Source organism: Cyanobium sp. Aljojuca 7A6 (assembly GCF_024346455.1).
Classification (GTDB): Bacteria; Cyanobacteriota; Cyanobacteriia; order PCC-6307; family Cyanobiaceae; genus Cyanobium.
Genome location: NZ_JAGQCY010000001.1, coordinates 60,716 through 84,993 on the forward strand (window position 1 = coordinate 60,716; position 24,278 = coordinate 84,993).

Consider the following 24,278-nt stretch of genomic DNA (forward strand, 5'->3'; position numbering starts at 1 on the left):
CCATGGTCCAACCTGTTGCCATCGACGGCCTGGACGCCACGGCGGCGCGACGACGCCTGTGGCTCGCCGCCCTGCACCAGCTGGCCCTGGCCGACGGGGATTTCTCCCCCGCCGAGGAACGGCTGCTGGCGGAGCAGCTGACCAACGATCTCCCCGGTCTGTCTCTCGACGACCTGCACCATCCCGGTGACGAGGCCCTTGTCCACCGCTTCGGGGTCGGCACACCCACCGCGGAGGAATTCCTGCGCTCCGCTGTGCTCGTGGCCCTGGCCGATGGCCATCTCAGCGCAATCGAATGCGAGCGGCTGCGGCACTGGAGTGAGCTGCTTCAGGTGGGCCAGACCTTGATCGAAGACCTGCTCAAGACCCCGACGAGCCGCGACGACAGCAGCGACGTCCGCTGCGACACCCATCAGCACCCAGGACATCTCGATGCGCTGCGGCACTGGATGGATGACCTCGATCCTTCCGATCCAGAGGTTGCCCGCTTCCTGGTGCGGCTGATCCCCGCCCAGTGTCCCTTCGAGCGTGACGTGAAGCTGTTCGGCTGGAAGCTGGTGCACATCCCGCCGATGTGCAAGATCAATCCACTCTTCGACCAGCTGATGGCGCTGCGCTTCCGTTGCCTCTGCCGGCTGGAGGAAGGCGGAGAGGACAGCCATCATCCCTGCGAACAATCTCCCGCTGCCGGCGCCAGGGTGACCGTATTTCTACCGGCTTCCTTGGAAGCATAAAGCGCCTCATCCACGCGCTGAATCCAACGCTTCAGCAGCTCTCCAGGCTCACGCTCCGCCACGCCAAAACTGGCGGTGACCGTTCCCACTTCGGCAAAAGGAGAATCGGCAATCATTCGGCACAGCTTTTCGGCCACGGGCTGGGCGGACGCTGCATTGGTATGGGAAAGAAGGATCATGAACTCTTCTCCTCCCCAACGGGCGAAATCATCGCCGGCACGCAGATTTGCTGCAATCCGCTGGCTGAATTCGATCAAGACCTGATCGCCAGTTTGATGTCCATAGCAGTCATTGACAGCTTTGAAGAAGTCAATATCACAGAGGACAAGGGAAACTGGTTCGCCGTAACGGTCTGAGCGTGATAAAGCCGTTTGAATCAGCGACTCCAGCTGGCGTCGATTGGCGATGTGTGTCAGCTCGTCCGTTGTCGCCAGTGCATGCAGCTGCTTGTTGACGAGACTGAGATCCTGCTCGTAACGCTTGCGCTCCGTGATGTCTCGGCTGGTTCCCAGCAATTTGACGAGCCGTCCGTTGTCATCGAGAACGGGCAAGGCGATCACATCGGTCCAGATGGTGGATCCGTCCTTGCAGTAGTACTCCAATTCGGATCGGAAGGCCTCAGGCCGGCGTCCTGCTTCGACATCGGACAACAGCTGACTGAAATAGGCCTGGGAGCGGGCCAGTGAATCTGGTGGGTGAATCTGCTCCAACGGCTGGGCAGCGGCCTCCTGAGGGGTGAAGCCACGCAGCTCAAGAATGGAAGGACTGATGTAGCTGATAGCGCCATTGGGCTCCATGGTCCAGATCACATCACGGGCATTCTCCGCCAGCAGTCGATACCGCTCCTCGCTTTGCCGCAGCTGTGTCTCGGTTTCGACCATGGCATCCACCATATGGAAATGGCCAACGCATCCCTCAAGGCAACCAGAGGAATTGTAGAAAGGACTGGCGTGGGTTTCCATCCAGTGAACCGTGCCATCGCTGGCCAGGATCTGATCACGGGCGATGATGGTCTCTGACTTTGAATGAAGTTCCTGCAGATTGATCTGATAACCGGAATCCTGGCCATGATGCAGGATGAAGTCCGTCCCCTTTCTGCCAATCCAGTCCTCAGGGAGCCAGCCAAGGGCTGTGGTCAGCGAAGGAGAGACCCAGCGCACATAACCCTCCAAGTCGAGGAGGAAAACCACATCACCAGAGTTTTCAGCGAGCAGACGAAAGTGCTCCTCCGATCTTGCCAATTGAGCACCGGCTTGCTTCAGCTCCGTGACATCGCATGACATGCACACCAGGCAAGGCTCCTGGGCCTCTGCTCGATAGATCAGCCGCTCCGTCAAATAGATTCTTTCGCTTCCATCGGCGCAAGGAAAGTGCTCTTCAAAAAACTGGGGATCGCCGCTGCTGAAAACGTCTTCGTCAACACGTCGAATCGACTCCAAGCATGGCGACGGAAAGATCTCCCTGTCACTCAAGCCAAGCACGCTTTCCCGACCCGTCGCAATCTGCAGAGCTTTCTGGAGGCTTCGGTTGACGTAAAGGTACCGCCCTTGCCTGTCCTTGATGCAGACATGGGCGTGACTGTGGTCCAAGGCTCTGTGCAGCTGATCGCTGTCAGTCGCGGAACCGTTGGACGCTTCTGGTGGTGATGCATGCCACGCAACAGCTTGCACGATCAGCCCGAAGGAGCCATCAGGGATCTTGCATTCTGAGATGGTCCATACCTGAGCAATCAGATGGCCTTGGCTGTGCTGACAAAGAACCTTGAGAGACGCTGGCTCATGCAACCCAGCCAGAATTTCATCCACCTCCCGAACACATTTCTCTCGTTCCACGGGATGGAGAACATCCCACAGTCTCAGGTGTTGCAGGGCCGATCCATCCCGTCCGAGCTGGTCGCCAAAGGCTTGATTGATCTGGAGAATCTCCCCTGCGGAGGAAATGATCGCCATACCAACAGCGGAGCTTTGAATCGCTTCACTCCAAGCCTCGCCGAACCCTGCGGCTGGCTTCCAGTGATCGGCTGCGGAACGACCCATGGGGCTGACAACGCGCTTCTTAGCCGGGTCTTAATGGAACTATCCTAAGGGACTAAGGCACCAGTCAAGGGACGACACTCGGGTCGAGGGACTGGCCGCGGGCAAGGCCAACCACGATGCCGCGGCCTTCAGGCCACAAACCGCCCGTAGAGCCAGCGAACAAAGCCCCCTACCAGCGGCACCGGAGCAAAGGTGGGGCCGACGAAATCGAAATAGTCGCGGTGCTCGACGATCTTGCCGTCGGCGCCGAAGCGAAGCCGGGTCGTGCCGGGGTAGACGAATTCGATGCCTTTGATCTTCAGACCCATGGTCCACTCCACGAAAGCCGTGTCGCCGGAGATGGCCACGGCGACAGGCTCAAGGAACACGTCGTCGCAACGCTGCATCAGTCCTTCCTGGGCGACGATGTAGGCGCTGAGGCCTCGCCGTTCCTGGGTCGGATCCTGGAAATGAACGTCCTCGTCGTAGACGGCCCGCCACTGCTGCGCCGTGGGACCGGGGGCGCCGTAGGGCTTGGTGAACAGGGCCCTGAGTGAGGCCTCGCCCAGAGGTGGCTGCAGCGCGTCGGTCATGGCCGTGGTGGCTTCAGGCTTCCGCCGACTGCGGACGGTTCATGACCAGGACCGCGCCGCCAATGGCCACCAAACCCAAGGCTCCCGCAGCGGCCAGGAACACCAGGGTCTGGAGGGCCAGCAGGAACAGGCCCAGGGCCGATGCCGCCTTGATCTGCACCTTGGCCTTGATCAGCAGGGTGAGGAGCAGCAGCACCGTGGCCTGCAGACCGGCGATCCGGGCGGCCGTGAAAGGACAAAGGGGGAGCGGGATCAGCATCAGAACTGGGTGATCAGCATCAGGAGGGGGCGATCAGAAACAGAACGGCAGGAACTGGGTGCGGCAGGCGGCGTAGCCGTCGGTCAGGGCACCAAGGCCGATCTGATGGGCAATGCCGGAACCGGTGATGGCTTCTGTAAGAACACCGATCACCAGGCCAAGCATGGCAGCGCGGCCATTGAACAGCTCAACACGCTTGAGCTGCTCCATATGAATGGAATGCTCGCTGTTGTCCTGCAGGAAGGGAGCGTTGGCGGGAGTGTTGGTCATGGGGCTTTGGCTAAGGGAGAAAATGATTTGATCGTCAGCTGATCAGCGGGTTCTGGGTTCCAGGTCGCTGGGGCGGCTGAGCACGAAGGTGACCATGCCGGTGAGCAGCACCACAAGGGCGACGACGACGTTGATGGCCGGGGTGTAGTCGGTGGCCATGGCGATCAACCCAGACCGATCTGAGAAAGAATGCCCTGGCCGGTGAGCAGCTCGGTGCCGAGGCCGATCACGAAGCCGAGCATGGCCAGGCGGCCATTCCAGGTTTCGGCGAAGGCGACGAAGCCGAAGCGGGAAGTGGAGTCAGTCATGTGTGTGACGGTTTGTTTCGGCAAATGTAACAGCTTGTAAAGGGTCTTGTCAAGCCGGCTTCCGGCGTGCTGGGGACTACAGCGGTGGTGGCGGCAGGAACGGTCAGGAGGGGCTGCTGGCCGGTGGGCCGCTCAGATCCTGGTCGTGACGGGCTGGGCGATCCGCCAAACCAAGGCCCGCTGTCGGAGCTGGTGAAGCGAGCCCAGAAGCAGCCGCAGCAGCTCCCCTCCCATGGTGAGCCGGTGGTGGAGGCCGAAGAGCTGGATCTGTAGCGGTGCCTGGATCTGCCGGGGGACATGGACCTCTGACACATGGCTGCGGGCTACCTGATCGACACCAAGGTGATCTCCGAGCTACACCGCCGCGAGCCGGAGGCCCGGGTGGTGCAGTGGTTTGAGCAGCGCCCATCGCGGCAGCTGGCCCTGAGGAGCTGGCTGGAGCAGCAGCGACCGGCGTTCTTCTCTGGGCGGGTCCTGCCGATTGATGCGGCCATCACCCACCGTTGGGGGCGGTTCCTGGCAGAGATGGGCAGGACGCTGCCGGCGATCGACTGTCTGCTCGCCGCCACAGCTCTGGAGCACAACCTGGTGCTGATCACCCGCAACCTCAGGGATGTGGCGAACCTTCCACTCATGGTGGTCAACCCATGGCAGGGGGAAGGCGAGCCGTGATCACTCCTCAGCCTCCAGCACCCCAGCGCCCACGGGCGCTGCACTACGGCGAGGCGCTGCTGATAGACGCAACATCGGTCCTGCTCATCGCCAAGGCCGAGGCCGCCGCTGCCCCCTTCATGAAGACCCGTTGCCGCCAATGAAGACAGGTGTCGATCACCCAGAAGGTGTTGCCCGCATCAGTGGGCTGAACGATGGTGATGGCACAGGGATTCGGAGGCTTCGATGACGGAAGACACCCCCCCGGAGCAGGCACCAGGAGCGCGCTGACGATCCGGCCCCTGCTCCAACACTCTCCACGGATCTCCTGACGTTCCAGGTGTGACACGGCTGCTCTCGCAACGGTCTCGCCGTCCACTGCACCGCTCACTCCAACGCAGACAGGTGCCCCGGACCCAACGGAACGTCCCACTAGACACCTGGCCCCAGGTGCCAGCGCCAGCGGCTCCGAACCTTCAACCCAAGAATCCCAAGGCCCGGGGCCAACGCTCCGGGCTTTGTTGTGGGTGCAGAAATGCAGGCGGGATCAGAAAGCTGCCAGAGAAATGGCCCGAGACAGCGTCAATCCCATGATGTCCCACATCATCAGGCCATGCAGAAAGATCAATGTCCGAGCTGCGCGAGTCTCCCCGGTGAATCCACCCAGTGTCGTTGAGATCAAGGATGTAAAGGAAGCAAGCACATAATCATACGGACCAGGCGACTCATCGGCAGACATTTTAAACAGGAAGATTCGCTTGCCATTGCGGGCGGTGGAGCTGATATCCATCCGCCAGTAGATCCATCCCCACATCAGCAGCAGACATGGCAAAAAAAGCAACAGCTGCGTGATGGGCATAACACGATCAGACGGAGGAAAAAGAATCAGCAGGTTGAGCAGAAAGAAGATCACCACGATCTTGCCCATGAACGCCACCGCCATAGCGTCGATCAGGATCCGGCGTGAACGCGAGCAGCTGGGGTTGAACAGGCAGTACAGAAGGACAACGAGCACGGCCGGCAGGAGGACAGGCACGACACGTTGATGAAACTGGATGAGAACGGCAACAGACTGACCGATAAGCAAGTCATTGCTGTTTCGATGGCCAGTGGCACTGAATGTATGCCCAGAAACGTACTGAAGCAGAGCAACCAACAACAACAGAAGGAGCTCCCAGTTACGCTTCAAAACGCCGGCGGGCATTTGGATTCATTCTGATTGATTGGTGAAGGATAGGGGCCGCCAAAAACCGGTCAACCCATTGACTGGCCGCCTTGCGAAGCAGATCAATGTCGCCAGACCTTTCTGGCGGCAATGCAATGACCGCTGATTCGATCGCTGGGGCCAGAATCGACCCCTGTCAGGGCGGATGACGATCTGGCCAGCAGGAATCAGCGTCAGCTGGAGAGGATTGGAATGGGCACCAAAGCTGCGCTTTGATGGCATGAGAGCGTTTCTGCCATGTCTGCATCCCAAGGCAACAACCCCTTTTGGTTCCTGAACCAGCGTTCGCCGGTGTTTGCCAGCGAGTGCATCGCCTCCTCCAGTTCACCGCTGGCCACACAGGTCGGTCTTGGTGTTCTGCGGGATGGGGGCAATGCCTTCGATGCCGCCGTGGCGATGGCCGGGATGATGGCTGTGGTCGAGCCGATGTTCAGCGGTCTGGGCGGCGACACGATGATCTTGGCCTGGTCGGCCACCGACCAGCGTGTGTATGGCCTCAACGGCAGTGGCCCGGCGCCATCGGGTGCCTCGTTGGAGCGGATTGGGCCCGGGCCGTTCGTGCCTGACCATGGCGCCACCTCCGTGACGCTGCCGGGCGCCCTGGCCGGCTGGCTTGCGCTGCAGGAGCGCTTTGGCTCTCGATCGCTGGAGCCGTTGTGGCAGCCCGCCATTCGCTATGCCCGCGAGGGGTACCCGGTTGGAGAGTCGATCGCCGGGGTCTGGCAGTTCGCGGAGCCCATGATGCGGCGCTCCGCTTCTGCCGATTTCCTCGCCATCCTGTTCCCCGAGGGTCGTGCGCCCCAGCCCGGAGAGCTGAGGCGCTTCCCCCAACTGGCTGACACCCTCGAACGGGTGGCCCGTGATGGCAGGGAAGCGTTTTATGAGGGGCCCGTGGCCACCGCCATCGCCGAGACGTTGACGGCCCATGGCGTGCCAACCACTTGCGACGACCTGGCCGCCGTTCAGCCGCAGTGGGTGGAGCCGTTGTCCGTGTCCTATCGCGGCCACGACGTGCTTGCCCTTCCCCCCAATTCCCAGGGAACGGTGGCGTTGCAGGCCCTCGGCATCCTGGATGGCTTCGATCTGGCCGGGAGGGATCCTGCCGATCGGCTGCACCACGAGATCGAGGCTCTGCGGATGGCCTTCGCCTTTGCCATCGACAATCTGGGAGAGCCCAATGAGCCCATGCTCGAGACGGTCCGCCGGGCACTCTCACCTGAGGGGCTGGCAGAGGCACGCGGTCGTATCGGAAAACAGGCGCTGTCCCTCAAGCGCGCTGTCGGTGCCAGCTCAAGCGACACAACCTATCTCTGTGCCGTGGATTCCCAGGGGAACATGGTGTCGTTGATGACCAGCCTCTTCGGTGCGTTCGGCTCTGGGTTGATGGCCGGCGATACAGGGGTGATCCTGAACAACCGCGCGGCGCAGTTTTCCGCCCAGGCCGGGCACCCGAATGCACTCACCGCCGGCCGGCGGCCCCGTCACAGCATCCTTCCCGGGCTGGTGCTGCGCAACGGCCAGCCGGAATTCCTGCTCGGCTGCATCGGAGCCAACAACCATCCCCAGGGGCAGCTGCAGACCATGGTGAATGTGTTGGAGCTGGGCATGAATCCCCAGCAGGCTGTCGATGCGCCACGGTTCCGGGTGGTGATGACCAACGATCAGGTGAGCCTGGAGGCGGAGTTCCCCGAATCGGTGCGCCGGGATCTGGAGTCGCGGGGCCATCAACTGGGCACGGCACCTGATTTCATGGGTGCTGCCCAGATGGTGCGCATCCACAGAGGCGAAGGCGGGATCGGCCCCTGTCTGGAATGTGGTGTGGACCGCCGGCTCGATGGCGTGGCGCTGGGTTGGTGATCAAGGCCTTTTGGATGAACGCGGCGATGGCTGCCCTGGCAGGGAGGACGTGTTGAGCGGTGGAGGCGGCGGCGGAACGCGGTGGGCTGGTGGCTCCTGAGCCCCCAGCAGTTCGGCCAGACCTTCGATGCGGGCCTCCGCTGGCTCAGGGCCCAGGCTCCACAGGCTCTCGAAGTAGAAGAACGCCACCCCCAGGCCCTGGGCCCGGTTGGCGGCCACCTTCTGAACGATCAACGCCAGAGGTGTGGGTCGGTTGCGCTGGCCGCTCATCACGGCGATGGCAGTGGGGATGCGCTGGCGGGCCTCCTGCACCTCCGGCCGGCTGAGGTGGGGCCGATAGCTCTCCAGGTCCGGTCTGTAGATCTGCACCAGCAGTTCATCGGCGATGCCACGCCGCACCCACTCGCGCCAGTCCTGCAGCTGCAGCTTGTAGGCAAAGTCGTAGTAGTTGGGCGAGATTGAGACCAGGGCGCCTGGGCGAGCCGTGCGTACCGCCAGGGCCAGGCGCTCCAGGAAGGCGGTGATCCGGTCGGCGCGCCACTTCACCCAGGCGGGGTCCTCGGGGTTGGCCGGTGGATCCTTGCCGGTGTCCTTGCGGTAGAGCGCCGTGGTGAAGGGGTCGTAGCCGAACTCCCTCGGCAGGCTCATGTGGTCGTCGAACTGGATGCCATCGGCGCCGTAGTCGCTCACCACCTCCAGCACCAGGTCGGTGATCAGCTGCTGCACCTCCGGCCGGAAGGGATTGAGCCACACCACCGTTCCGGCGGCGCTGATCGACGTGAGCCCACCATCGCGCTTCTGGGTCAGCCAGCTGCGGTGCCGACGCGCCAGCGGTGAATCCGGCGGCGCCATGAAGCCGAATTCAAACCAGGGGATCACCTTCAGCCCCCGGTTGCGGCCGGCGCTGATCAGTTCGCCCAGGATGTCCTGCCCTTGCAGGCCCCTGAAGCTGAAGTCCTGCAGCTGGCGATCTTGGCTCACACGGCTGGGGTAGTACGCAAAACCGCTGTTCCACACCACCGGATACAGCCGGTTGAACCCCAGCACCGCCAGCTGGTTCACCGCGGCCTGCATGCGGCCGCGATCGCGCAGCACCGGCATGTCGTTAGCGGTGAGCCACACCCCCCGCAGTTCCACGGGTTTGGCCTGGGCTTGTGCTGCAGGCGACAGCGGCGACAGGCTCGCCAGCAGCCCAGACAGCAGGCAGCCGCAGAGGGCCAGCGCGATCCAGCGCAAAGGACCATGGCGTGGCGTCACGGGATCGGCGCTGCTGATCCCTCCACCATGGGGCCGATTCCCACCTGCAGCGGCCACCGCCTGCCAGGCGAACGGGTGGCGAAACAGGCCCATTAGGGTCTGCGGGCGCGATGGCGACCGAGATGGGCCTGCTGGTGGACGGGGTCTGGAAGGACCAGTGGTACGACACCGGCAAAAGCGCCGGTCGCTTCGAGCGATCAGCGGCCGCCTTCCGGCACTGGATCACCCCGGACGGTTCGGCCGGTCCGAGCGGTGAGGCCGGATTTCGGGCCGAAGCCGGCCGCTATCACCTTTACGTCTCGCTGGCCTGCCCCTGGGCCCATCGCACCTTGATCGTGCGCGCCCTCAAGGGACTGGGCGATCTGATCCCGCTCTCCGTCGTGCACTGGTTCATGGGCGACCAGGGCTGGACCTTCCAGGCGGGGGAGGGGGTGGTGCCGGATCCCAACGAGGGCGCTGAGGCCCTGCACCAGCTCTATACCGTGGCCGATCCCCATTACAGCGGCCGCGTAACCGTGCCGGTGCTGTGGGACAGGCAACGGCGCACGATCGTGAGCAACGAATCCTCAGAGATTCTGCGCATGTTCAACAGCGCCTTCGATCACCTGGGCGCCCTGGACGGGGACCTCTATCCTCCGGCGCTGCGCCAGGAGATCGACCGCCTCAATGAACGGATTTACCGCACGGTCAACAACGGGGTCTATCGCTGTGGTTTTGCCACCACCCAAGCGGCCTACGAGGAGGCCCTGGATCCACTGTTCGCCAGCCTGGATTGGTTGGACGCTCAGCTGGCCGGCCGGCGTTATCTGTTGGGCAGCACGCCCACGGAGGCGGACTGGCGCCTTTTCACCACGCTGGTGCGTTTCGATCCGGTCTATGTGGGGCATTTCAAGTGCAACCTTCGGCGGCTGGTTGATTACCGCCATCTGTTCGCCTACTGCCGCGATCTCTACCAGCTGCCGGGGGTGGCGCCAACGGTGAATATGGCGCACATCAAAAGGCACTACTACCAAAGTCACACCATGATCAATCCCACGGGCGTGGTGCCGCTGGGTCCGGAGATCAATCTGCTGGCTCCCCATGACCGGGAACATCTGGGCGGGTTGCCGAATCCTGCGGATCGGTCTCATCAAAGCGACTGAAATCGAGGCAGACGCTGTCCGGGTCCTCCAGCCGCACCATGTCGCGGAACTGTTCCCCCAGGCGCAGGTCCGCCGCCCCGTAGCTGCAGCGAAAGTGCACCGGTGCCAGCAGGATCTCATCGAGTCCCTGGAAGGCCACCAGGATTTCGGCCTGGCGCTGCTCCAGTTCCTCCCTGGCGAGGCCGAAGAGGGGGCTGTGGTGGTCGATGCGGTGCATCACGGTCCACATCAGCTGGAAGCTGATCGACTGATCACGCACCAGCGGCAGGGGCACCAGGCGGCGCATCCTGCGGCCGTTGCTCTCCTCATTCATCGCCAGGGAGGCCCGGATTCGCCCATCCACCAGGCTGTTCTGGCGCACGTTGGCGACCCGGAAGGTGAGGGTGGGGTATCCCTGCCAGGGTTCGATCGTGGCCACGCGGCTGAAGCGCAGGCGGGCGCGGCTGCGGGAGAAGCGGGCAAAGGCCAGACCGGTGGTGACAGCAATGAACAGCAGCCCGAACAACGCCTCCACCGTGACCACCAGATTCACCCAGAGGCTGCTGGGATGGAGCACCCCGTAACCGATCGAGCCCAGGGTCTGGACGCTGAAGAAAAAGGCGTCCAGAACCGAGAGGCGCTGCCCGTCAGGGGCCCCGCCGATGCCATCGAGATCCAACGCATACAGAAGCGTGAAGGCGAGATTGAGCAGCAGGTAGCTGGCGGCGATGCTGAGCAGAAAGCCAGGCCAGGGAATGGCCAGCATGAAGCGATAGGGCTCCCGCCAGTGGCGGTGCCAGCCCTGCAACTCTTCCGCATGCAGCACCCCTCCCCGCTGGCGCAGCCGCACCGAACGGATCCGGTGGCGACGTTCGACCGGTTGCCCCATCCACTGCCAGCATTGGCGCTGCCGTTTCCGCCCCATCTCCTGGGCCAACGGATGAACTCGGCCACGAATGACGGTTCCCCGATCCTGAGCGCTCTGGGTCTCGAGCGGCGGTTGGGGGCTCGACTGCTCTGGAGCCAGCTGGATCTTGAGCTGGCGGTCGGTGATCGACTGGGGCTGGTGGCCCCCTCGGGGGCAGGCAAAACCCTGCTGCTGCGGACCCTGGCTCTGCTCGATCCCCCGCAGGCCGGGACGCTCAGCCTGCGGGGGCGCCCGCCGGCGGCCTGGGGTCTGCCGCGCTGGCGCGCCATGGTGGCGTACCTGGCCCAGCGGCCGGTTGCCGCTGGGGGAACGGTGGAGGCGAACCTTCGCGCGCCCTGGCGGTTTCGGGAGCATCGAGGCGGTAGTGGTTGGTGCTGTGGGCGAATCACAGGCTGGCTGGCGGCACTGGGGCGCGATTCAACGTTCCTGAGCTACGACGCCGAACGGCTCTCCGGCGGCGAGCTGCAGCTGTTGGCGCTGTTGCGGGCCCTGCAGTTCGATCCCACCGTGCTGCTGCTGGATGAACCCACCGCCTCCCTCGACGGGGTCACCACCGCCGCCGTCGAGGCCCTGCTGATCGCCTGGCTTGCTGCGGGCCCACGCGCCGTCGTGCTGATCAGCCATGACGGCGAGCAGATCCACCGCTTCGCCAACCGCACCCTGGAACTGCAGCCATGACACCCCTGAGTTCCGGCGCCCTGAGCATCAGTGATGGCCAGCTGGCGCTGTCCGCCCTGCTGATCCTGGTGAACGTGGGCCTCTCGGCGGCGCTGCGCCTGGGCCTCGGCCGCAGCCTGCTGCTGGCCTCCGTCCGCATGGTGGTGCAGCTGCTGCTGGTGGGCTTCGTGCTCGAGTGGCTGTTCCGCCAGGACCAGGCGCCGCTGATCGTGCTGGTGGGGGCGGCCATGGCGATGATCGCGGGGGTGTCCGCCGTGCAACGCACCCGGCATCGCTTTGTCGGCATCTACCTCAACAGCCTGTTATCCGTGATGGCCTCCTCGGCACTGGTGACGGGCCTGGCCGTGACGGGGCTGATCCAGCCCCAACCCTGGTACAACCCCCAATATCTGATTCCCCTGCTGGGCATGGTGCTGGGCAACACGCTCAACGGCCTCTCCCTGGGCCTGGATCGCTTCATGGAGGGGTTGCGCAGCGGGCGCGACCAGGTCGAAACGGACCTGGCCCTCGGAGCGACCCGTTGGGAGGCCTGTCAGTCGGTGGTGCGCGACGCCATCCGCGTGGCGATGATCCCGACGATCAACGCGATGATGGTGATGGGACTGGTGAGCCTGCCGGGAATGATGACCGGACAGATCCTCCAGGGAGCGGCGCCGGCGGCAGCCGTCCGCTACCAGATCGTGATCCTGTTCATGATTGCGTCGGCGACGGCGCTGGGGGTGTTCGGTGTCGTGGGCCTGGCCTATGGACGGCTGACCAGCGCCGACCATCAACTGCGGCTCGATCGCTTGGTCAAGGTTGGCGAGCGGGATTAGGGAGTGGCCGGCCCGAACGCCAGGCGCTGTCGATGCCGATGGTGCGTCGAGCCGTGAAACGGACCGTACGTTGAAGGTCCGGGCCTGTGGCACCGCAAGGCGCCACCGATCCTGACCCAGTGGGACCTGCGATGGTGATGCGAAGGGAACTTCTGCTGGGGGCCGGTGCTGCCGTCGTGGCTGCGGGCGGAGCGGCCTGGGCGAAAAGGAACGGCATGGGCTCGATGGCCGACTACGAGGCTGCCGTTGCCGCGATGCGGCGGCGACCCACCACAGCACCGGAGACCGGCGATCTGATCCGATACGCGACCCTGGCCCCCAACGGACACAACACCCAGGCCTGGCTGTTTCGCCCCGACAACACGGGGATCACGATCCTTCCGGACCTCGCGCGACGCACCCCAGTGGTCGACCCCGACGATCACCATGTGTTCGTGTCGCTGGGCTGTGCCGCCGAGAACCTGGCCCTGGCGGCGGGCGCCGCGGGCCGGGCCGGTGCCCTCGACTTCGATCCAGCCGGCGGCGGCCAGGTGCGGTTCCGCTTCGGGACTGGCAACGGCGGCGACCAGGCCCTGTTTGAGGCGATCCCGCACCGGCAGTCAACGCGAGCCGATTACGACGGGTCGAACCTCAGCAGGTCCGAGCTGGCCCAGCTGAGAGGGGCGGCAACGGTTCCGGGGGTCGATCTGGTGCTGGTCACCGAGCGGCCGCAGATGCAGAGGCTCCGCGATCTGATCCTTGCGGGCAACACCGCTCAGATCGGCGATCCGGCGTTCGTGGCGGAGTTGAAGCACTGGCTGCGGTTCAGCCCGAACGCCGCCCTCCGCACGGGCGATGGGCTGTTCAGCGCCGCCAGCGGCAATCCGGCCCTGCCGGAGTGGATGGGGCCCTGGCTGTTCGATCGGGTCTTCACCGTGAAAGCCGAATCGGACCGCTATGCCCGGCAGATCGCGACCTCCGCCGGCATCGCCGTGTTCGTAGGGGCCGAGGCGAACCCGGCGCATTGGGTGACGGTGGGACGGGCCTGTCAGCGGTTTGCCCTGCAGGCGACAGCGCTGGGCCTGACGTGCTCCTTTCTCAACCAACCGGTCGAGGTGCCGGGGCTGCGCGCCGATCTGGCCAGCCTGGTGGGCTTGCCTGGGCGGCGCCCGGACATCGTCATGCGTTTCGGGCGCGGCGCGGCGCTGCCCTTTTCAGCCCGTCGGCCACTGGCGGCGGTGATGGTCTGAGCTGTGCCTGATGGCATCGCTGATCATCCTGATTCCCGCCGGTTCGCCTCCGGAAGGTCTGATCAGGTGGACGGCGGCGATGCCTGCCTTCCTCCTGTCCACTGAGCCAGCCACAAACCAATGCCTGAACCCGCCACGAACAGGGTGAGCACGCCAAGCAGGGTGGAGCAATAGGGCTGAAGATTGATGGCCCCGAAGTTACCGATGTGCAGCTTCATCAACCAGAAAGCTTCGATGTCGCGGGCCGATAGAGCGCTGTAGAGCGAACCTGACAGGGCCGTGACCAACAGGGGGAGAGCCGCCATCGGCACGAGGGTGCGGTGCAGCCGGCGCAGCAGTTGTCGGCGGTTCATTCGTTTTGAAGCGCCTTGTGCAGCATCTGTTCGTTGGCACAGGGCATCCACAGGGAGCCCATCGCAAAAACCCCCTTGCACTTGAGCTCGACAGCGCGCTTTTCGGCTTCCTGCCTGGTCTTGAAAAGGCCCTTCGTGTGGGCCGCAGCCGGTGGGCTCGTGAGTAGCGGAGAGATCGCTGCCGCTGCCAAGGCAGCCAGCAAGGCCCAGCGGTGGTAGGGCAGCAGGCGGCTGGTCTGGCGCTGGTTCATCGGGTGGTGGCGGTGTGGGTCAAGGAAACGGGCACGAGAAGGGGTCATGTCTCCATGAAGCCAGCCATCTGACCAACAGCGAAATTTTGACAAGGCTTCGAGACCTTGCCCATCGCTAAAACGTCGCTGAACTTCAGCTGCTTCGCCCACTTATCCGCGGCGGCCGTGGTCGGGACCATGTCAAAGGGATGGGGCAGATCAGAGCGACAGCTTAGAGTCTCCCCATAGATGGAGAGTCAAGCCCATGGCGGCCATCAGCATCGCGGCTGGGATGAAGATCGGCGTGCTGGCGTCGCGCAGTGGCCTGACCGTCAAGACCTTGCGCTACTACGAGGACCTGGGACTGCTGCCGGCGATCGGTCGCAGCGAGGGCGGCTACCGCCTGTTTACTGAGGAGAGCCTGCGGCGCCTGGAGTTCATCCGGCGCCTCAAGACCCTTGGCCTCAGCCTGGAGGAGATCCAAGGCTGCCTGGCCGTTCACGATGCCGGTGAGCTGCCCTGCGGCGACATCGAGATACAGCTGGGGCGCCAGATCAAACGCATCGATGGCCAGATCAGGGAACTGCGGCAACTCAGAATGGAACTGCAGGAGCTGCTGGCCGGCTGGCAGCGCGATCCCGCCAAGGACGGCAATGTGATCTGCCCCAATCTTCAGGTGTGAGAGCTGCCATGTGAAGCACCGACCCACAGCTGCGTCCAGCTTGCTTCTACGTCCCCATGGTGATGACAGGCAGGAGCCATGGAGCAACGCTGACGATCCACCGACTCGCGGCAACGGCAGGACTTGGAGTGCTCGTCCTGTCCCTGGGGGCTGCAGCCCAGGGTGGGACGCCCCAAGCGGGAGGCTCTCCGGAAGGAGGGATCGGAGCAGGGAGGATGGGTCCGGGGCGGATGGGCTCCCCATCGATGGATCAACGCTTCATCGTGATGATGATTCCCCACCACCGCATGGGCGTGATGATGGCCTCGATGGCCCAGAACACCAGCCAGCATTTGCAGCTGAAGACGCTGCAACAGGCCATGGTGTCCGGCCAGAGTCAGAAGTTTGAGCAAATGGCACAGTGGTACGGCCGCTGGTACGGAGCGACCTGAGCTTGACTTGAACATTCCAAGCAAGGACAGAGGGGGGCGAATTGGTCGGTGACCAAATGACCCAGTCATTGCTATAGCATGAAAGCAGTAGTGTGTCTCACTTGAAAAACTTCGCTGGCCCTGTACGTAGAGCCATGATTTATGGTCTGATCAGCTACGGGGGGCTGGTCTTGATCAACAACTCCGAACTTGAACTCCCCAACATGTGGATCGCCTATCTGCCAATGTTCATCGGCGTGTACGTGGCGACACAGTGGTTAGACAAGAAGTTTGGGGGCTGAAAGCCTCAAAATTGGCTTGTCGTGAAGTTACTCAAGTTCATGACTCCCTATCGGCTGACCGCTCAGGGCTTTTGGATCCCGAGCGCCTGAGCTCCGTACATCTCGCTGAACATGGCTTGAACTTGCCAAGCCCTCAGCAGTGATTTGGAAACCTTGCGGAGCTCCTCAAGTTCCGTGCAGCTGTCAATCGCCCGTGAATTGGCTTCGACAAAGAACTCTCTGCTGACCGAAAGCGAATGGTTCATGGGAATGGCAGGGTTGAGTTAGACGACCGCCTCGCGGCACAGGCTTCAGCCGATGCCGAGCAGTCCACGGGTGAAGGCTTCACCACCCATGGCGAATTCGGTGGCCAGCAGGGCAATGAAGCCGAGCATGGCCATGCGGCCGTTGAGCTTCTCGGCGCGCTCGTGGAAGCCCCAGCCGCTCTCGGCACTCACCACTTCCATGCGGGGCTCCATGGCAAACGCATTGAGGCGACCGCCGTCTTCGGTGGTGACGGTGGCGCCGCGGATGGAGGAGCGATCAAGGGAGCTGGGGGCAGTGGCGGTGGCTTGGGTCACGTGGCGTTCGGCAGGGATGAGAGAACCGTAACAGATTGTTGCAGGTTGTAGACGCTTGTAACTACTGGGTTGCGGCAGCGGTGACTCGGCGGCGTGGGCGCACCAGCAGGCCATCCTTCGGCGAAGGGCTGGGAATGACCAGGAGCGTCAGGTCCTGATCCAGCTCCAAGCCAAGGCTCAGCTGCTTGAGCAGACCCACCGCCAGAAGCCGGATTTCCAGCTCCGCCAGCGCCTTGCCCAGGCAGACCCGCTCACCCCCCCCCCGTAGGGCAGCAGGAACACTGTTGGGTCTCCCCCCAGATGCCGCTGGGGCCGAAAGGCCGCCAGATCCTCCAGATCAGCACCGTGACGGTGGCTGGCGCTGATGCTCACCTGCACCACCCGATCGGCCGGTACCAGCACACCCGCCAGGACAACGGGCTCCCGGATGCGACGAAAGACCCCCCCCCACCGGCGGGGTCAGCCGCATCACCTCCTTCACCACCGCATCAAGGCGAGGGGCCCGCAGGGCGTCGTAGTCGGTCACGGCTTCCCCTTCCGCCGGTGGCCAGGGCAAGCCGTCGAGTTCCTCCAGCAGCCAGGCCAGCTCAGCGGGATGCTGAAGCAGGGTGAGCACCAGGCAACTCAACGAGGAGGCCGTGGTTTCGTAGCCGGCGAACAGCAATAGCAACAGTTGCTCTGCCACGTCGTCGTCGGCCAGGGGCAGACCTGCCTCATCAAGACCTCCGGCCAGCAGATCAAGTCCGCCGGCGGCCAGGGGCGCGCCGGAGGCAGCGGCGGCCTGGGCCTTCTTGAGCACGGCACCCAGGCGAAGCAACAGGCGCTGACGGGCCTGACGGGCTCGGGCGAAGGGACTGCCGGGCAGGGCGAACGGGAAGGAGAACAGGCCCTGGCACCAGGTTTCAAAATCCAGAAACAAGGACTCGCGATCGACGCCATCAAGGCCCAGCACCGTGGTGGCGATCACACGGAAGGCAAAGCGCCGCAACCTTGGCACCAGGGCAACGGGCGACTCCGCACCCAGCAGCTCCTGGTTGAGCGCCTCGACCAACGCCACGATCTCCGGGCTGTAGCGCCTCAGGGCCGCGGAAGCGAACAGCTGCCCCACAACATGGCGGCGGGCCTTGTGAGCGGCACCGTTGCGGTTGGCCAGCGACAGGGGCCCCAGCAGCTGCCGCACACTGTCCGGCCACCAGCCCGCGACCGCCTCTGCCTGGGCGAACAGGTCGCCGATCGCCCGCTCGCCACGGATGAACACGGTGCGTTGCCCCAACAGGCTTGTTTCATACACATCGCCATAGCGCTCAAAACGTGAGCGGGCGAAATCAGGATCTCGAAAGAAGGCGAGGGTCTCGAGCACCCCGCTCATCGCTGGCGTGCTTGGAACGGGGCGAAGGGTGGCGGGATCGAGGGGCAACCGACGTCATCCAGATCAATCCCCAGCCTGGCAGCCGAGCGATGGCCATGCAAAGCATTGGCAAGGGCAGTGGCAACAGGAAATGAAGCGTCAAGATCCATGTCTCTGAACAGCGCGTCGATGCATTCATGCTGCACGTCATGCCGACCAACCAGGAATGGGCTGTAGGGTTGAAATGTTCATTCCATAAGAGTTGACATGAAGAATTTACTGATGTCCTTTCTCTCGTTAGCCATACTCATGGCTTCTCTGTTGATTGCATCTCCAGTGATGGCCATGTCGATCCCTTTAACCCAACCCCAGACACTCCTGGGAGCGAAAACAGCGAAAGTCCCTGCCTCAACGCAAGCTACCGATAGCAAGCTTCAATCCAGCATTGGCTCTGTCTCAGGGGATGGAGGCCAGACGGAGAAGAAAGCAAATGCAGAAGACAGGGCCGAGGATGGCGAGAAGATTGATCAGATGACAAAAGGACTGATGAAGGAGAGCGGGACGTAAATTCATCGGGACATCTGTTCAGACCCATGGGTGACCACGAGCGCGTGGACACCCCACAACCGGCTGGCTAGACACCAACAGAATGGGTTTCAGGCCGCTCCAGGTAGGTGGCGACCCATTGTTCGGGATCTTGTTGCCGTGGCAAACGAGCCAGCAACTGCGGACAAGTCAGCATGTCGCGAACGGCATCTCCCAGCAACTTGACGGAGCGACTGGCGGGCAGCAGGGGTTGAAGCTGCTTGTGGAGACTCCAGAAGTACCAAGCCGATGCATCAAACCCGGGGGGGAAGCGGCTCCAGCTGGCTGGATCGACGACGGCATCAAGGAAACGATCGCGGCAGTTATGGGCCTTATCCGCGGCGGTGACGAGCAGGGAGGCGTCTGGAAGCTGTGGCAACGTGGCGATGAAACGTTGTTTGCGTTGCATCCACGGGGCCGCTGCTGCAGCTCCGGGAGCTTTGCCGGGGTCGGTGCAGTCGCCCACAATGGTGGCCACACTGTTCCCAAACCGTTCCCGGATCGAGGCCTGGCTCTGGCCGGCATCTTCGATGCTGTCGTGGAGCAAGCCGGCGATGGCCTGATCTTCATTGCCACCGTCCTCCCAGACCAGAGCGCTGACGCTGATCACATGGGCGAGAAAGGGCACAGCCTTGCCATGACGCGACTGATGCTGGTGCAACTGTTCCGCCCAGTTCAGGGCCTCTCCGTAACGGGAGGACGTTGTCATGCTTCAACCTAAGCCGGGATCCATTGGGGAGTGCACGGTCAGCCCGTTGATCCAGTGGACAGGCCGTTGAGGACAGTGCATTGCAGAGTTGGATCCCTGGCGTGGCAGCCTGGGCATCTCAGCGTCCAGGTCCAGAGATCACGTTGCCACCGCCCACTGGTCGCACTTTGCAGGCTGAAGGATTAAGGTTGTAATCCATTGATGATCAAACTGCCCGCTGCTTGCCTCGCGACATTCCGAAGAGACAAAGAGACGCGTGAACCGCCGTCAGAAGGTATTCAGAATAGATTGCCCTTGCCTGGGTTCCATGGGATCAGATAGTTACCATTCGTCAACACAGTTCGATTCAGAAGTTCACACCCGGACAGGACATCAGTGAACTTTGCCGCTCCCAGAACAGTCATGAGGCTGGATACTCCCTTGCAAGTATCACGCCGCTTGATCGGTGCCGTTGGCACGAAGGTGTCGTTGCATCACTGTGATCGGGTTCCGGCCACCAGCCGACTTCTGGTTGTCAGCAACCACCGCAGCCTGCTCGATGCTCCCTTGCTGATGACAGCCTTGAATCGTCCTGTTCGGTTTGCCTGCCACCACTACATGAGTCGGGTTCCACTATTGCGAGACATGGTGTCAGCGATGGGAGCCTTTCCTCTCGATGCCCCCCAGGACAGACAGAAGCAGTTCTTCCAGCAGTCCGTTGAATTTTTAGAGTCAGGCCAGGCCGTAGGGATTTTCCCAGAAGGCGCGCAGCCAATGGTTCAAGTCAAGCCGGCGAATCAACTCAGCGCCTTTCATCGTGGTTTTGCCCATCTGGCTTTGCGCGCGCAGGTTGATGACTTGGCCATCCTGCCCGTGGCGATCGCTTCAACCAATGAAGACAGGCACAATCTGGCTCCATTGAAGCTGTTCAGCCTGTTTGATCCGACAGAGCCCCTGTTCAACTGCGATGGCTGGCATTCCGCCATTGTCTATCGACGCGTCCACCTTCTGTTTGGCTATCCTATTTGGATCGACACGGTTCAAAGACAGCATTACGGCGGCCGACGAGCAGGTCTGTTGGCGAAACAGCTCACCCAGTCGTGCTGGGATCAGATTGCTGGGCTGCTGCATCAAGGCTGTCACTAATTGATTTCTATTCTCCATGGCAAGTGCAACCAAGCCCTTAAGACTTCTGACCAGCAAAGTATCCAAGCCCATCCTTCCTAAGTTTGTTTTTCTGCCAGGGATGGACGGGACTGGCGAATTACTGCAGCCCCAATCGGCTGAGTTGAATTCAGCCTTTGACATCTGCAGCTTGTCGATTCCCTCCGACGACTTGTCAGGCTGGGCCGAATTAACCGAAAAGGTTGTTGCTCTGATTGCGGGCGAGAAGAAGTACGCACCTTCGCGTCCCATCTATCTTTGTGGCGAGTCCTTTGGCGGTTGCCTGGCCTTAAGGCTGGCGGCGCACTTCCCACATCTTTGCGATCGTCTGATTTTGGTGAACCCTGCGTCTTCGGCGATCCGCCAACCCTGGATGGGCTGGGGAGCTTCCGTCACTCAGCGATTGCCAGAATCTCTCTATCGCCTGTCCACTTTGGGGCTTCTTCCATTTCTGATTGAACCTCAGCGAGTCACCGCTTCCCGCCAGAAGGCTTTGTTGAAGGCCATGCAGTCGGTGAGTCCATCCAGTGCTGCCTGGAGACTTTCGCTACTGCGCCAATTCGTTCTGGAAGATCTGCCCCTTGGGCGCATCAAGCAACCTGTCTTGGTTTTGGCATCAGGCTCAGATCGACTCCTGCCTTCCGTGGCAGAGGCAAGCAGAATCACCAAGTACCTACCCAATGCGCAGACCGTCCGCCTGCCCAGAAGTGGACATGCCTGCTTGCTGGAAACGGACATCAAGTTGAACAGAATACTTAAATCCCAGAATTTTGTACCATCGTGAACCTCTGAAGGCCGGTGGCCGCCCCTTGGAGGGGTCCTGGGCCATCGAACCCGTAGAAGGCGTGGCAGGGCTCAGCATTGGGGTGCCCCTTGGCGCAGGCATCGATGAATTCATGTAGCCCTGAATTAGCCGTCCCAGGAATCAGGTCTTCAAACGATGATTCCTGACTCAGCCAAACAGAATGGTGAAACCAGCATTTGTAGCCGATCTGCATCCATGGCGCATCACTCCTCTTCAATTGACTCTTCTGTCGGCTAAATGAGAGAAAATGCACTGGAGTGGACGAAGACATGCCACCTCTTTCGGCCCTATGTCGCGCACTGGTTATCCATCGTTCAGTCAGCAGTTATTCCAGAGAGAAGTGCTCACCAAGAAAGACACCAATAGGACTGACCGCTCCATCTGATTGGAAGTCAGCGTTGGCGTTGGCATGCAGCTGCATTGCCGTGACTTGTCTTGTCACGGCAGAGGCACAGGCAAGACAAACATTTCTATTTAGCTACGACAGACTCTTTGACGATGATCTTGGACGGACCGAAGGCGCCAGATTGCGTATAACAACCGAGAGTATAAGGTCAACCGTGAATAATTTCTCAGGCTTCTTCATTACAAGTATCACCGGGACCCACCAAGGCAATAGGGTAACGGCGCTACTACCAGTTGGGTTTTTCAATCCGATCCTATCTGGACGCCCCACCGACAATCTGTTTCATCCCTTGGTTGGCAATCCGACACCGGCAGATCAGTTGTCGAGGAATGGCTTTGCCTATGCAGCAGGCGAGACGGTCTTTCAGTTCTATCATGGTGAGTACGAGTTGGTATCGAGACCACGACTCAGTCCGCTTGATCTCGATTATCGAGAGGTCCCATGTATCACAGATTCAATTGTGTATGAATGCAGGGCGCGCGGCAGAAGGTCTGAAATTACATTTGTCAAGACCATTCCCGTTCCCATACCAGCGCCCCTGCCTCTTTTCGGTGTCGGTGCCGCCTATGGCTACAGCCGAAAGCTTCGCAAGCGAATCAGGCCAAGCAGGACAACTCCAGCCATGACATCGCCGTACCGCCTTGATTCAGAGGGCATTATCTGATTTCTGAAGTTGGAAGCGGTGTTTCGAGATGATATGCATCTGTCTTGATCGACTGCAAGATCAGCAAGCAGAGGATGGCGAAAGACTTCAAAACTCAGACGGTCCAACTGACGTCAATTAGTCTCAAGGGACCCGAAACTCAGTCATGGTCTGCATTGTGGATTGGAGCCGCGCCTCTGATGGCCTGTCCAGCGTGAGTGTGCGTTCGTTGCAGCGGCTTGCTGTCGGTTCGCTTGGCCTGGTGGTTACAAGCCTGATGAGCATGGGCTCGGTGCTTCCGGCCAAGGCCCAGGACGGAAGCAAGCCTGTGAAAGTGGCGGCCGTCGACTTCATCCCCGCCTGGGGTGACCAAGAAGGCAATATTCGCCGACTCAGCCAAGCCGTTGAACGGCTAGCGGCGCAGGGTGTGCAGTATGCCGTGTTTCCGGAAACAGCCATCAGCGGTTACGACTTCAGTGATCCAGCCCAGTTGGCTCCGTACGTGGACACCATTCCTGGGCGCGCGACAGCAGCCTTGCTGCCCGTCCTGAAGCGTACCGGGCTGATCATGAGCGTGGGAATCGCCGAAAAGGATGCCACAACGGGCCTCTTCTACAACACAGCTGTCTTGCTGGGGCCGGAGGGCATCATCGGCAAGTACCGCAAAAACGGACTGAATGGCCAAGACGTGCAACTGTTCGGCCCAGGCGACACCGATGTCGGTGTCTTTGACACATCCATTGGACGCATTGCCCTGATCATCTGCTACGACGACACCTATTGGCAGTACGACAGGTTGGCGGCTCTGCGAGGGGCTCAGATCATTGGATGGCATTCGGTTTCCGACCGTGTGATGCCTGGCACAGCTCCAGCCAAAGCTCGAATGAATCACTCCACGGTGGCCAGCGTCCAGCACATGAGTGCACTCAACGGTGTCTGGGTGGTTGGTGCCACCCGCAGCGGCATTGAGCGCAACCCGATCACGGGCAGCCAGCTGTACTACAACGGCGGCTCCAGCATCTGGTCGCCCCTCGGACGCAAGCTTGTCCAGGCACCCATCGTGCCCCCCGAGACACTCCCTCCAGGGCTCAACGGATTCATCTCGGCCACTATCATTCCCGCCGAGGCTGATGGGGTTCGCCAGAAGCGATTAGCGGCCCGTCGGCCATCGCTTTACAACCCCCTGTTGGCGCTGCGCCGCGCGCCAGTTGACTCCACCGCAACAGTGGGTCAACGATCGGTGCCGTTGGCCGCCGCGCAGTGGCTTGGGAGTGCCTCACGTCTGGGCAGCAGCCAGCCCCAGGCCAATGAACTGATGGTGCTGCCCGAGCTCTCGGGGTTGCCAACCGGTCTCGGGGCCGCTGGGATCAGAGACCGGGCCGAGCCTCGCGGGGGAAGCTTCGAGACGGTTCTGGCGGCGCGTGCAAAAGCCGGCCGTGGCTACCTGGTGGGTAGCTACCCCGAGCGCGAAGGCTCCAAGGTGTTCCATACCGTGGCCCTGGCCGGCCCTCGCGGCACGATCCTTGGTCGTTACCGCGCCACCCACCTCAGCGATTCGGAAAAGGAATGGGCCAGTCCCGGTGACGCCCCCCTTGTGGTTCCAACGCCGCTGGGCCGCATCGGGCTTGCCACGATCGGGGATCTTGCTGTGCCTGAGCTGGTTGGTCTCTACCAAACCCTGCGTACTGACCTGCTGGCGGCACCAGGAGGCGAGCCGTCACCACTCAAGGTGGAGATCGATCCACGCCTGTATGCGGTGAGTGATCCCCCGACGGGCCGAGCCGATCTGCATCCCTATCTGGCCGCAAAGCTGGGCCAGTTCTGGGTGATCAGTGGCGGCCGGCGGGTTGGCAGCGCCACCGCGGCGGGGATCTTCGGACCTGAACCGGTGGTGTTCACCCCCACCCTCACGGCGGCAGCGACAGACGATGCCGTGCGCTACCGCACGGTGGTGCCAGCGCTCGGCACCTGGATCAACCAGCAGCAACTGATTGATGGTCAGCGCAACGACCTGTACCGGCCCCTGGTTCTGGATCCTCAGAACAGCTGTTTCCAGACCTGGAAGCAAGCCGGTCACGGGATCGTGCGCTGCCCCTAGGGGGGTCGGCAGCCAGCGGAGTCGCCAGCAAGAGATGGCGAAGCGGGAGGCCGTCGCGGGTCAT

General features: G+C 62.1%; 28 protein-coding genes and 1 pseudogene. 15 read left to right on the top strand and 14 right to left on the bottom strand.

From position 1 onward, the window contains the following. Positions 1–2: 2 nt before the first annotated feature. Positions 3–734: a Mo-dependent nitrogenase C-terminal domain-containing protein gene (locus tag KBY95_RS00305; RefSeq protein ID WP_254962690.1), complete on the top strand. Its 732-nt coding sequence runs from the start codon at positions 3–5 to the stop codon at positions 732–734. On the opposite strand, the gene KBY95_RS00310 is transcribed toward KBY95_RS00305, so the two are convergent. The 5 genes from KBY95_RS00310 to KBY95_RS00330 all read right to left on the bottom strand — a co-directional run bounded on the left by KBY95_RS00310 (position 662) and on the right by KBY95_RS00330 (position 4,179). Then, positions 662–2,770 (bottom strand): PAS domain S-box protein, encoded by a 2,109-nt coding sequence (locus tag KBY95_RS00310; protein WP_254962691.1) that lies wholly within the window; start codon positions 2,768–2,770, stop codon positions 662–664. The genes KBY95_RS00305 and KBY95_RS00310 overlap by 73 nt on opposite strands. A gap of 128 nt (positions 2,771–2,898) precedes the next feature. Next, positions 2,899–3,342, bottom strand: a complete 444-nt coding sequence (locus tag KBY95_RS00315; protein WP_254962692.1) for a nuclear transport factor 2 family protein — start codon at positions 3,340–3,342, stop codon at positions 2,899–2,901. Between the two features lie 13 nt (positions 3,343–3,355). Further along, entirely contained in the window at positions 3,356–3,601 is a 246-nt protein-coding gene (locus tag KBY95_RS00320; protein ID WP_254962693.1) for a hypothetical protein, read from the bottom strand. A gap of 33 nt (positions 3,602–3,634) precedes the next feature. Then, positions 3,635–3,871 (bottom strand): chlorophyll a/b-binding protein, encoded by a 237-nt coding sequence (locus tag KBY95_RS00325; protein ID WP_254962695.1) that lies wholly within the window; start codon positions 3,869–3,871, stop codon positions 3,635–3,637. Positions 3,872–4,035: 164 nt separating this feature from the next. Next, the gene (locus KBY95_RS00330) at positions 4,036–4,179 is read right to left on the bottom strand and encodes a chlorophyll a/b-binding protein (RefSeq protein ID WP_254962696.1); all 144 of its coding nucleotides are present in this window, start codon (positions 4,177–4,179) and stop codon (positions 4,036–4,038) included. 66 nt (positions 4,180–4,245) lie between these two features. On the opposite strand from KBY95_RS00330, the gene KBY95_RS00335 reads away from it, so the two are divergent. Both KBY95_RS00335 and KBY95_RS00340 read left to right on the top strand, forming a co-directional pair. After that, the gene (locus KBY95_RS00335) at positions 4,246–4,452 is read left to right on the top strand and encodes a hypothetical protein (protein WP_254962697.1); all 207 of its coding nucleotides are present in this window, start codon (positions 4,246–4,248) and stop codon (positions 4,450–4,452) included. A 39-nt stretch (positions 4,453–4,491) separates the two neighbouring features. Then, positions 4,492–4,851 carry a type II toxin-antitoxin system VapC family toxin gene (locus tag KBY95_RS00340; RefSeq protein ID WP_254962698.1) on the top strand — a complete coding sequence of 120 codons (360 nt, stop codon included), beginning with the start codon at positions 4,492–4,494 and terminating at the stop codon, positions 4,849–4,851. A gap of 526 nt (positions 4,852–5,377) precedes the next feature. Here the strand turns inward: KBY95_RS00340 and KBY95_RS00345 are convergent. Beyond that, positions 5,378–6,034 carry a hypothetical protein gene (locus KBY95_RS00345; RefSeq protein WP_254962699.1) on the bottom strand — a complete coding sequence of 219 codons (657 nt, stop codon included), beginning with the start codon at positions 6,032–6,034 and terminating at the stop codon, positions 5,378–5,380. A gap of 258 nt (positions 6,035–6,292) precedes the next feature. Here KBY95_RS00345 and KBY95_RS00350 point away from each other — a divergent pair, with 258 nt between their 5' ends. Continuing rightward, positions 6,293–7,912, top strand: a complete 1,620-nt coding sequence (locus tag KBY95_RS00350) for a gamma-glutamyltransferase family protein (protein ID WP_254962700.1) — start codon at positions 6,293–6,295, stop codon at positions 7,910–7,912. On the opposite strand, the gene KBY95_RS00355 is transcribed toward KBY95_RS00350, so the two are convergent. Next, positions 7,913–9,169, bottom strand: coding sequence for a family 10 glycosylhydrolase (locus KBY95_RS00355; RefSeq protein ID WP_254962701.1), 1,257 nt, complete (start codon positions 9,167–9,169; stop codon positions 7,913–7,915). It abuts the gene before it with no gap. Between the two features lie 122 nt (positions 9,170–9,291). Between KBY95_RS00355 and KBY95_RS00360 the strand changes: the two genes are divergently transcribed. Then, a complete protein-coding gene (locus tag KBY95_RS00360) occupies positions 9,292–10,311 on the top strand; it encodes a glutathione S-transferase family protein (RefSeq protein WP_254962954.1) in 1,020 nt (339 codons plus the stop codon). Here KBY95_RS00360 and KBY95_RS00365 read toward each other — a convergent pair. Beyond that, positions 10,232–11,179, bottom strand: coding sequence for an ion channel (locus KBY95_RS00365; protein WP_254962702.1), 948 nt, complete (start codon positions 11,177–11,179; stop codon positions 10,232–10,234). The genes KBY95_RS00360 and KBY95_RS00365 overlap by 80 nt on opposite strands. A 51-nt stretch (positions 11,180–11,230) precedes the next feature. Here KBY95_RS00365 and KBY95_RS00370 point away from each other — a divergent pair, with 51 nt between their 5' ends. From KBY95_RS00370 to KBY95_RS00380, 3 genes are all read left to right on the top strand, one after another. Then, a complete protein-coding gene (locus tag KBY95_RS00370) occupies positions 11,231–11,896 on the top strand; it encodes an ATP-binding cassette domain-containing protein (protein ID WP_254962703.1) in 666 nt (221 codons plus the stop codon). Beyond that, the gene (locus tag KBY95_RS00375; RefSeq protein ID WP_254962704.1) at positions 11,893–12,711 is read left to right on the top strand and encodes an ABC transporter permease; all 819 of its coding nucleotides are present in this window, start codon (positions 11,893–11,895) and stop codon (positions 12,709–12,711) included. The genes KBY95_RS00370 and KBY95_RS00375 overlap by 4 nt, the downstream gene beginning before the upstream one ends. A 131-nt stretch (positions 12,712–12,842) precedes the next feature. After that, positions 12,843–13,940, top strand: a complete 1,098-nt coding sequence (locus tag KBY95_RS00380) for an Acg family FMN-binding oxidoreductase (RefSeq protein WP_254962705.1) — start codon at positions 12,843–12,845, stop codon at positions 13,938–13,940. A gap of 62 nt (positions 13,941–14,002) precedes the next feature. Here the strand turns inward: KBY95_RS00380 and KBY95_RS00385 are convergent, their stop codons facing one another. Then, the gene (locus KBY95_RS00385) at positions 14,003–14,293 is read right to left on the bottom strand and encodes a hypothetical protein (protein WP_254962706.1); all 291 of its coding nucleotides are present in this window, start codon (positions 14,291–14,293) and stop codon (positions 14,003–14,005) included. Continuing rightward, positions 14,290–14,544: a DUF3721 domain-containing protein gene (locus KBY95_RS00390; RefSeq protein ID WP_254962707.1), complete on the bottom strand. Its 255-nt coding sequence runs from the start codon at positions 14,542–14,544 to the stop codon at positions 14,290–14,292. The genes KBY95_RS00385 and KBY95_RS00390 overlap by 4 nt, the downstream gene beginning before the upstream one ends. Before the next feature lie 244 nt (positions 14,545–14,788). Between KBY95_RS00390 and KBY95_RS00395 the strand changes: the two genes are divergently transcribed. The 3 genes from KBY95_RS00395 (at position 14,789) to KBY95_RS00405 (ending at position 15,917) form a co-directional block, all read left to right on the top strand. Then, the gene (locus KBY95_RS00395) at positions 14,789–15,205 is read left to right on the top strand and encodes a heavy metal-responsive transcriptional regulator (protein WP_254962708.1); all 417 of its coding nucleotides are present in this window, start codon (positions 14,789–14,791) and stop codon (positions 15,203–15,205) included. A gap of 245 nt (positions 15,206–15,450) precedes the next feature. Then, positions 15,451–15,636 carry a DUF305 domain-containing protein gene (locus KBY95_RS00400; RefSeq protein ID WP_254962709.1) on the top strand — a complete coding sequence of 62 codons (186 nt, stop codon included), beginning with the start codon at positions 15,451–15,453 and terminating at the stop codon, positions 15,634–15,636. A 134-nt stretch (positions 15,637–15,770) separates the two neighbouring features. Then, a complete protein-coding gene (locus KBY95_RS00405; RefSeq protein ID WP_254962710.1) occupies positions 15,771–15,917 on the top strand; it encodes a hypothetical protein in 147 nt (48 codons plus the stop codon). A gap of 62 nt (positions 15,918–15,979) precedes the next feature. Here KBY95_RS00405 and KBY95_RS00410 read toward each other — a convergent pair whose 3' ends face one another. From KBY95_RS00410 to KBY95_RS00420, 3 genes and pseudogenes are all read right to left on the bottom strand, one after another. Next, a complete protein-coding gene (locus tag KBY95_RS00410; protein WP_254962711.1) occupies positions 15,980–16,162 on the bottom strand; it encodes a hypothetical protein in 183 nt (60 codons plus the stop codon). 45 nt (positions 16,163–16,207) lie between these two features. Next, the gene (locus tag KBY95_RS00415; protein ID WP_254962712.1) at positions 16,208–16,477 is read right to left on the bottom strand and encodes a high light inducible protein; all 270 of its coding nucleotides are present in this window, start codon (positions 16,475–16,477) and stop codon (positions 16,208–16,210) included. A gap of 61 nt (positions 16,478–16,538) precedes the next feature. Continuing rightward, a pseudogene (locus KBY95_RS00420) lies at positions 16,539–17,846 on the bottom strand (cytochrome P450). 246 nt (positions 17,847–18,092) lie between these two features. Between KBY95_RS00420 and KBY95_RS00425 the strand changes: the two are divergent. After that, complete coding sequence (locus tag KBY95_RS00425) at positions 18,093–18,392, top strand: hypothetical protein (protein ID WP_254962713.1); 300 nt, start codon at positions 18,093–18,095, stop codon at positions 18,390–18,392. Between the two features lie 67 nt (positions 18,393–18,459). On the opposite strand, the gene KBY95_RS00430 is transcribed toward KBY95_RS00425, so the two are convergent. After that, entirely contained in the window at positions 18,460–19,119 is a 660-nt protein-coding gene (locus KBY95_RS00430) for an HD domain-containing protein (protein ID WP_254962714.1), read from the bottom strand. 402 nt (positions 19,120–19,521) lie between these two features. Between KBY95_RS00430 and KBY95_RS00435 the strand changes: the two genes are divergently transcribed. The 3 genes from KBY95_RS00435 to KBY95_RS00445 all read left to right on the top strand — a co-directional run bounded on the left by KBY95_RS00435 (position 19,522) and on the right by KBY95_RS00445 (position 24,214). Then, the gene (locus KBY95_RS00435) at positions 19,522–20,244 is read left to right on the top strand and encodes a 1-acyl-sn-glycerol-3-phosphate acyltransferase (protein ID WP_254962715.1); all 723 of its coding nucleotides are present in this window, start codon (positions 19,522–19,524) and stop codon (positions 20,242–20,244) included. A gap of 16 nt (positions 20,245–20,260) precedes the next feature. Then, complete coding sequence (locus KBY95_RS00440) at positions 20,261–21,046, top strand: alpha/beta fold hydrolase (protein WP_254962716.1); 786 nt, start codon at positions 20,261–20,263, stop codon at positions 21,044–21,046. 1,284 nt (positions 21,047–22,330) lie between these two features. Further along, positions 22,331–24,214, top strand: a complete 1,884-nt coding sequence (locus KBY95_RS00445) for a nitrilase-related carbon-nitrogen hydrolase (RefSeq protein WP_254962717.1) — start codon at positions 22,331–22,333, stop codon at positions 24,212–24,214. Positions 24,215–24,278 lie beyond the last annotated feature (64 nt).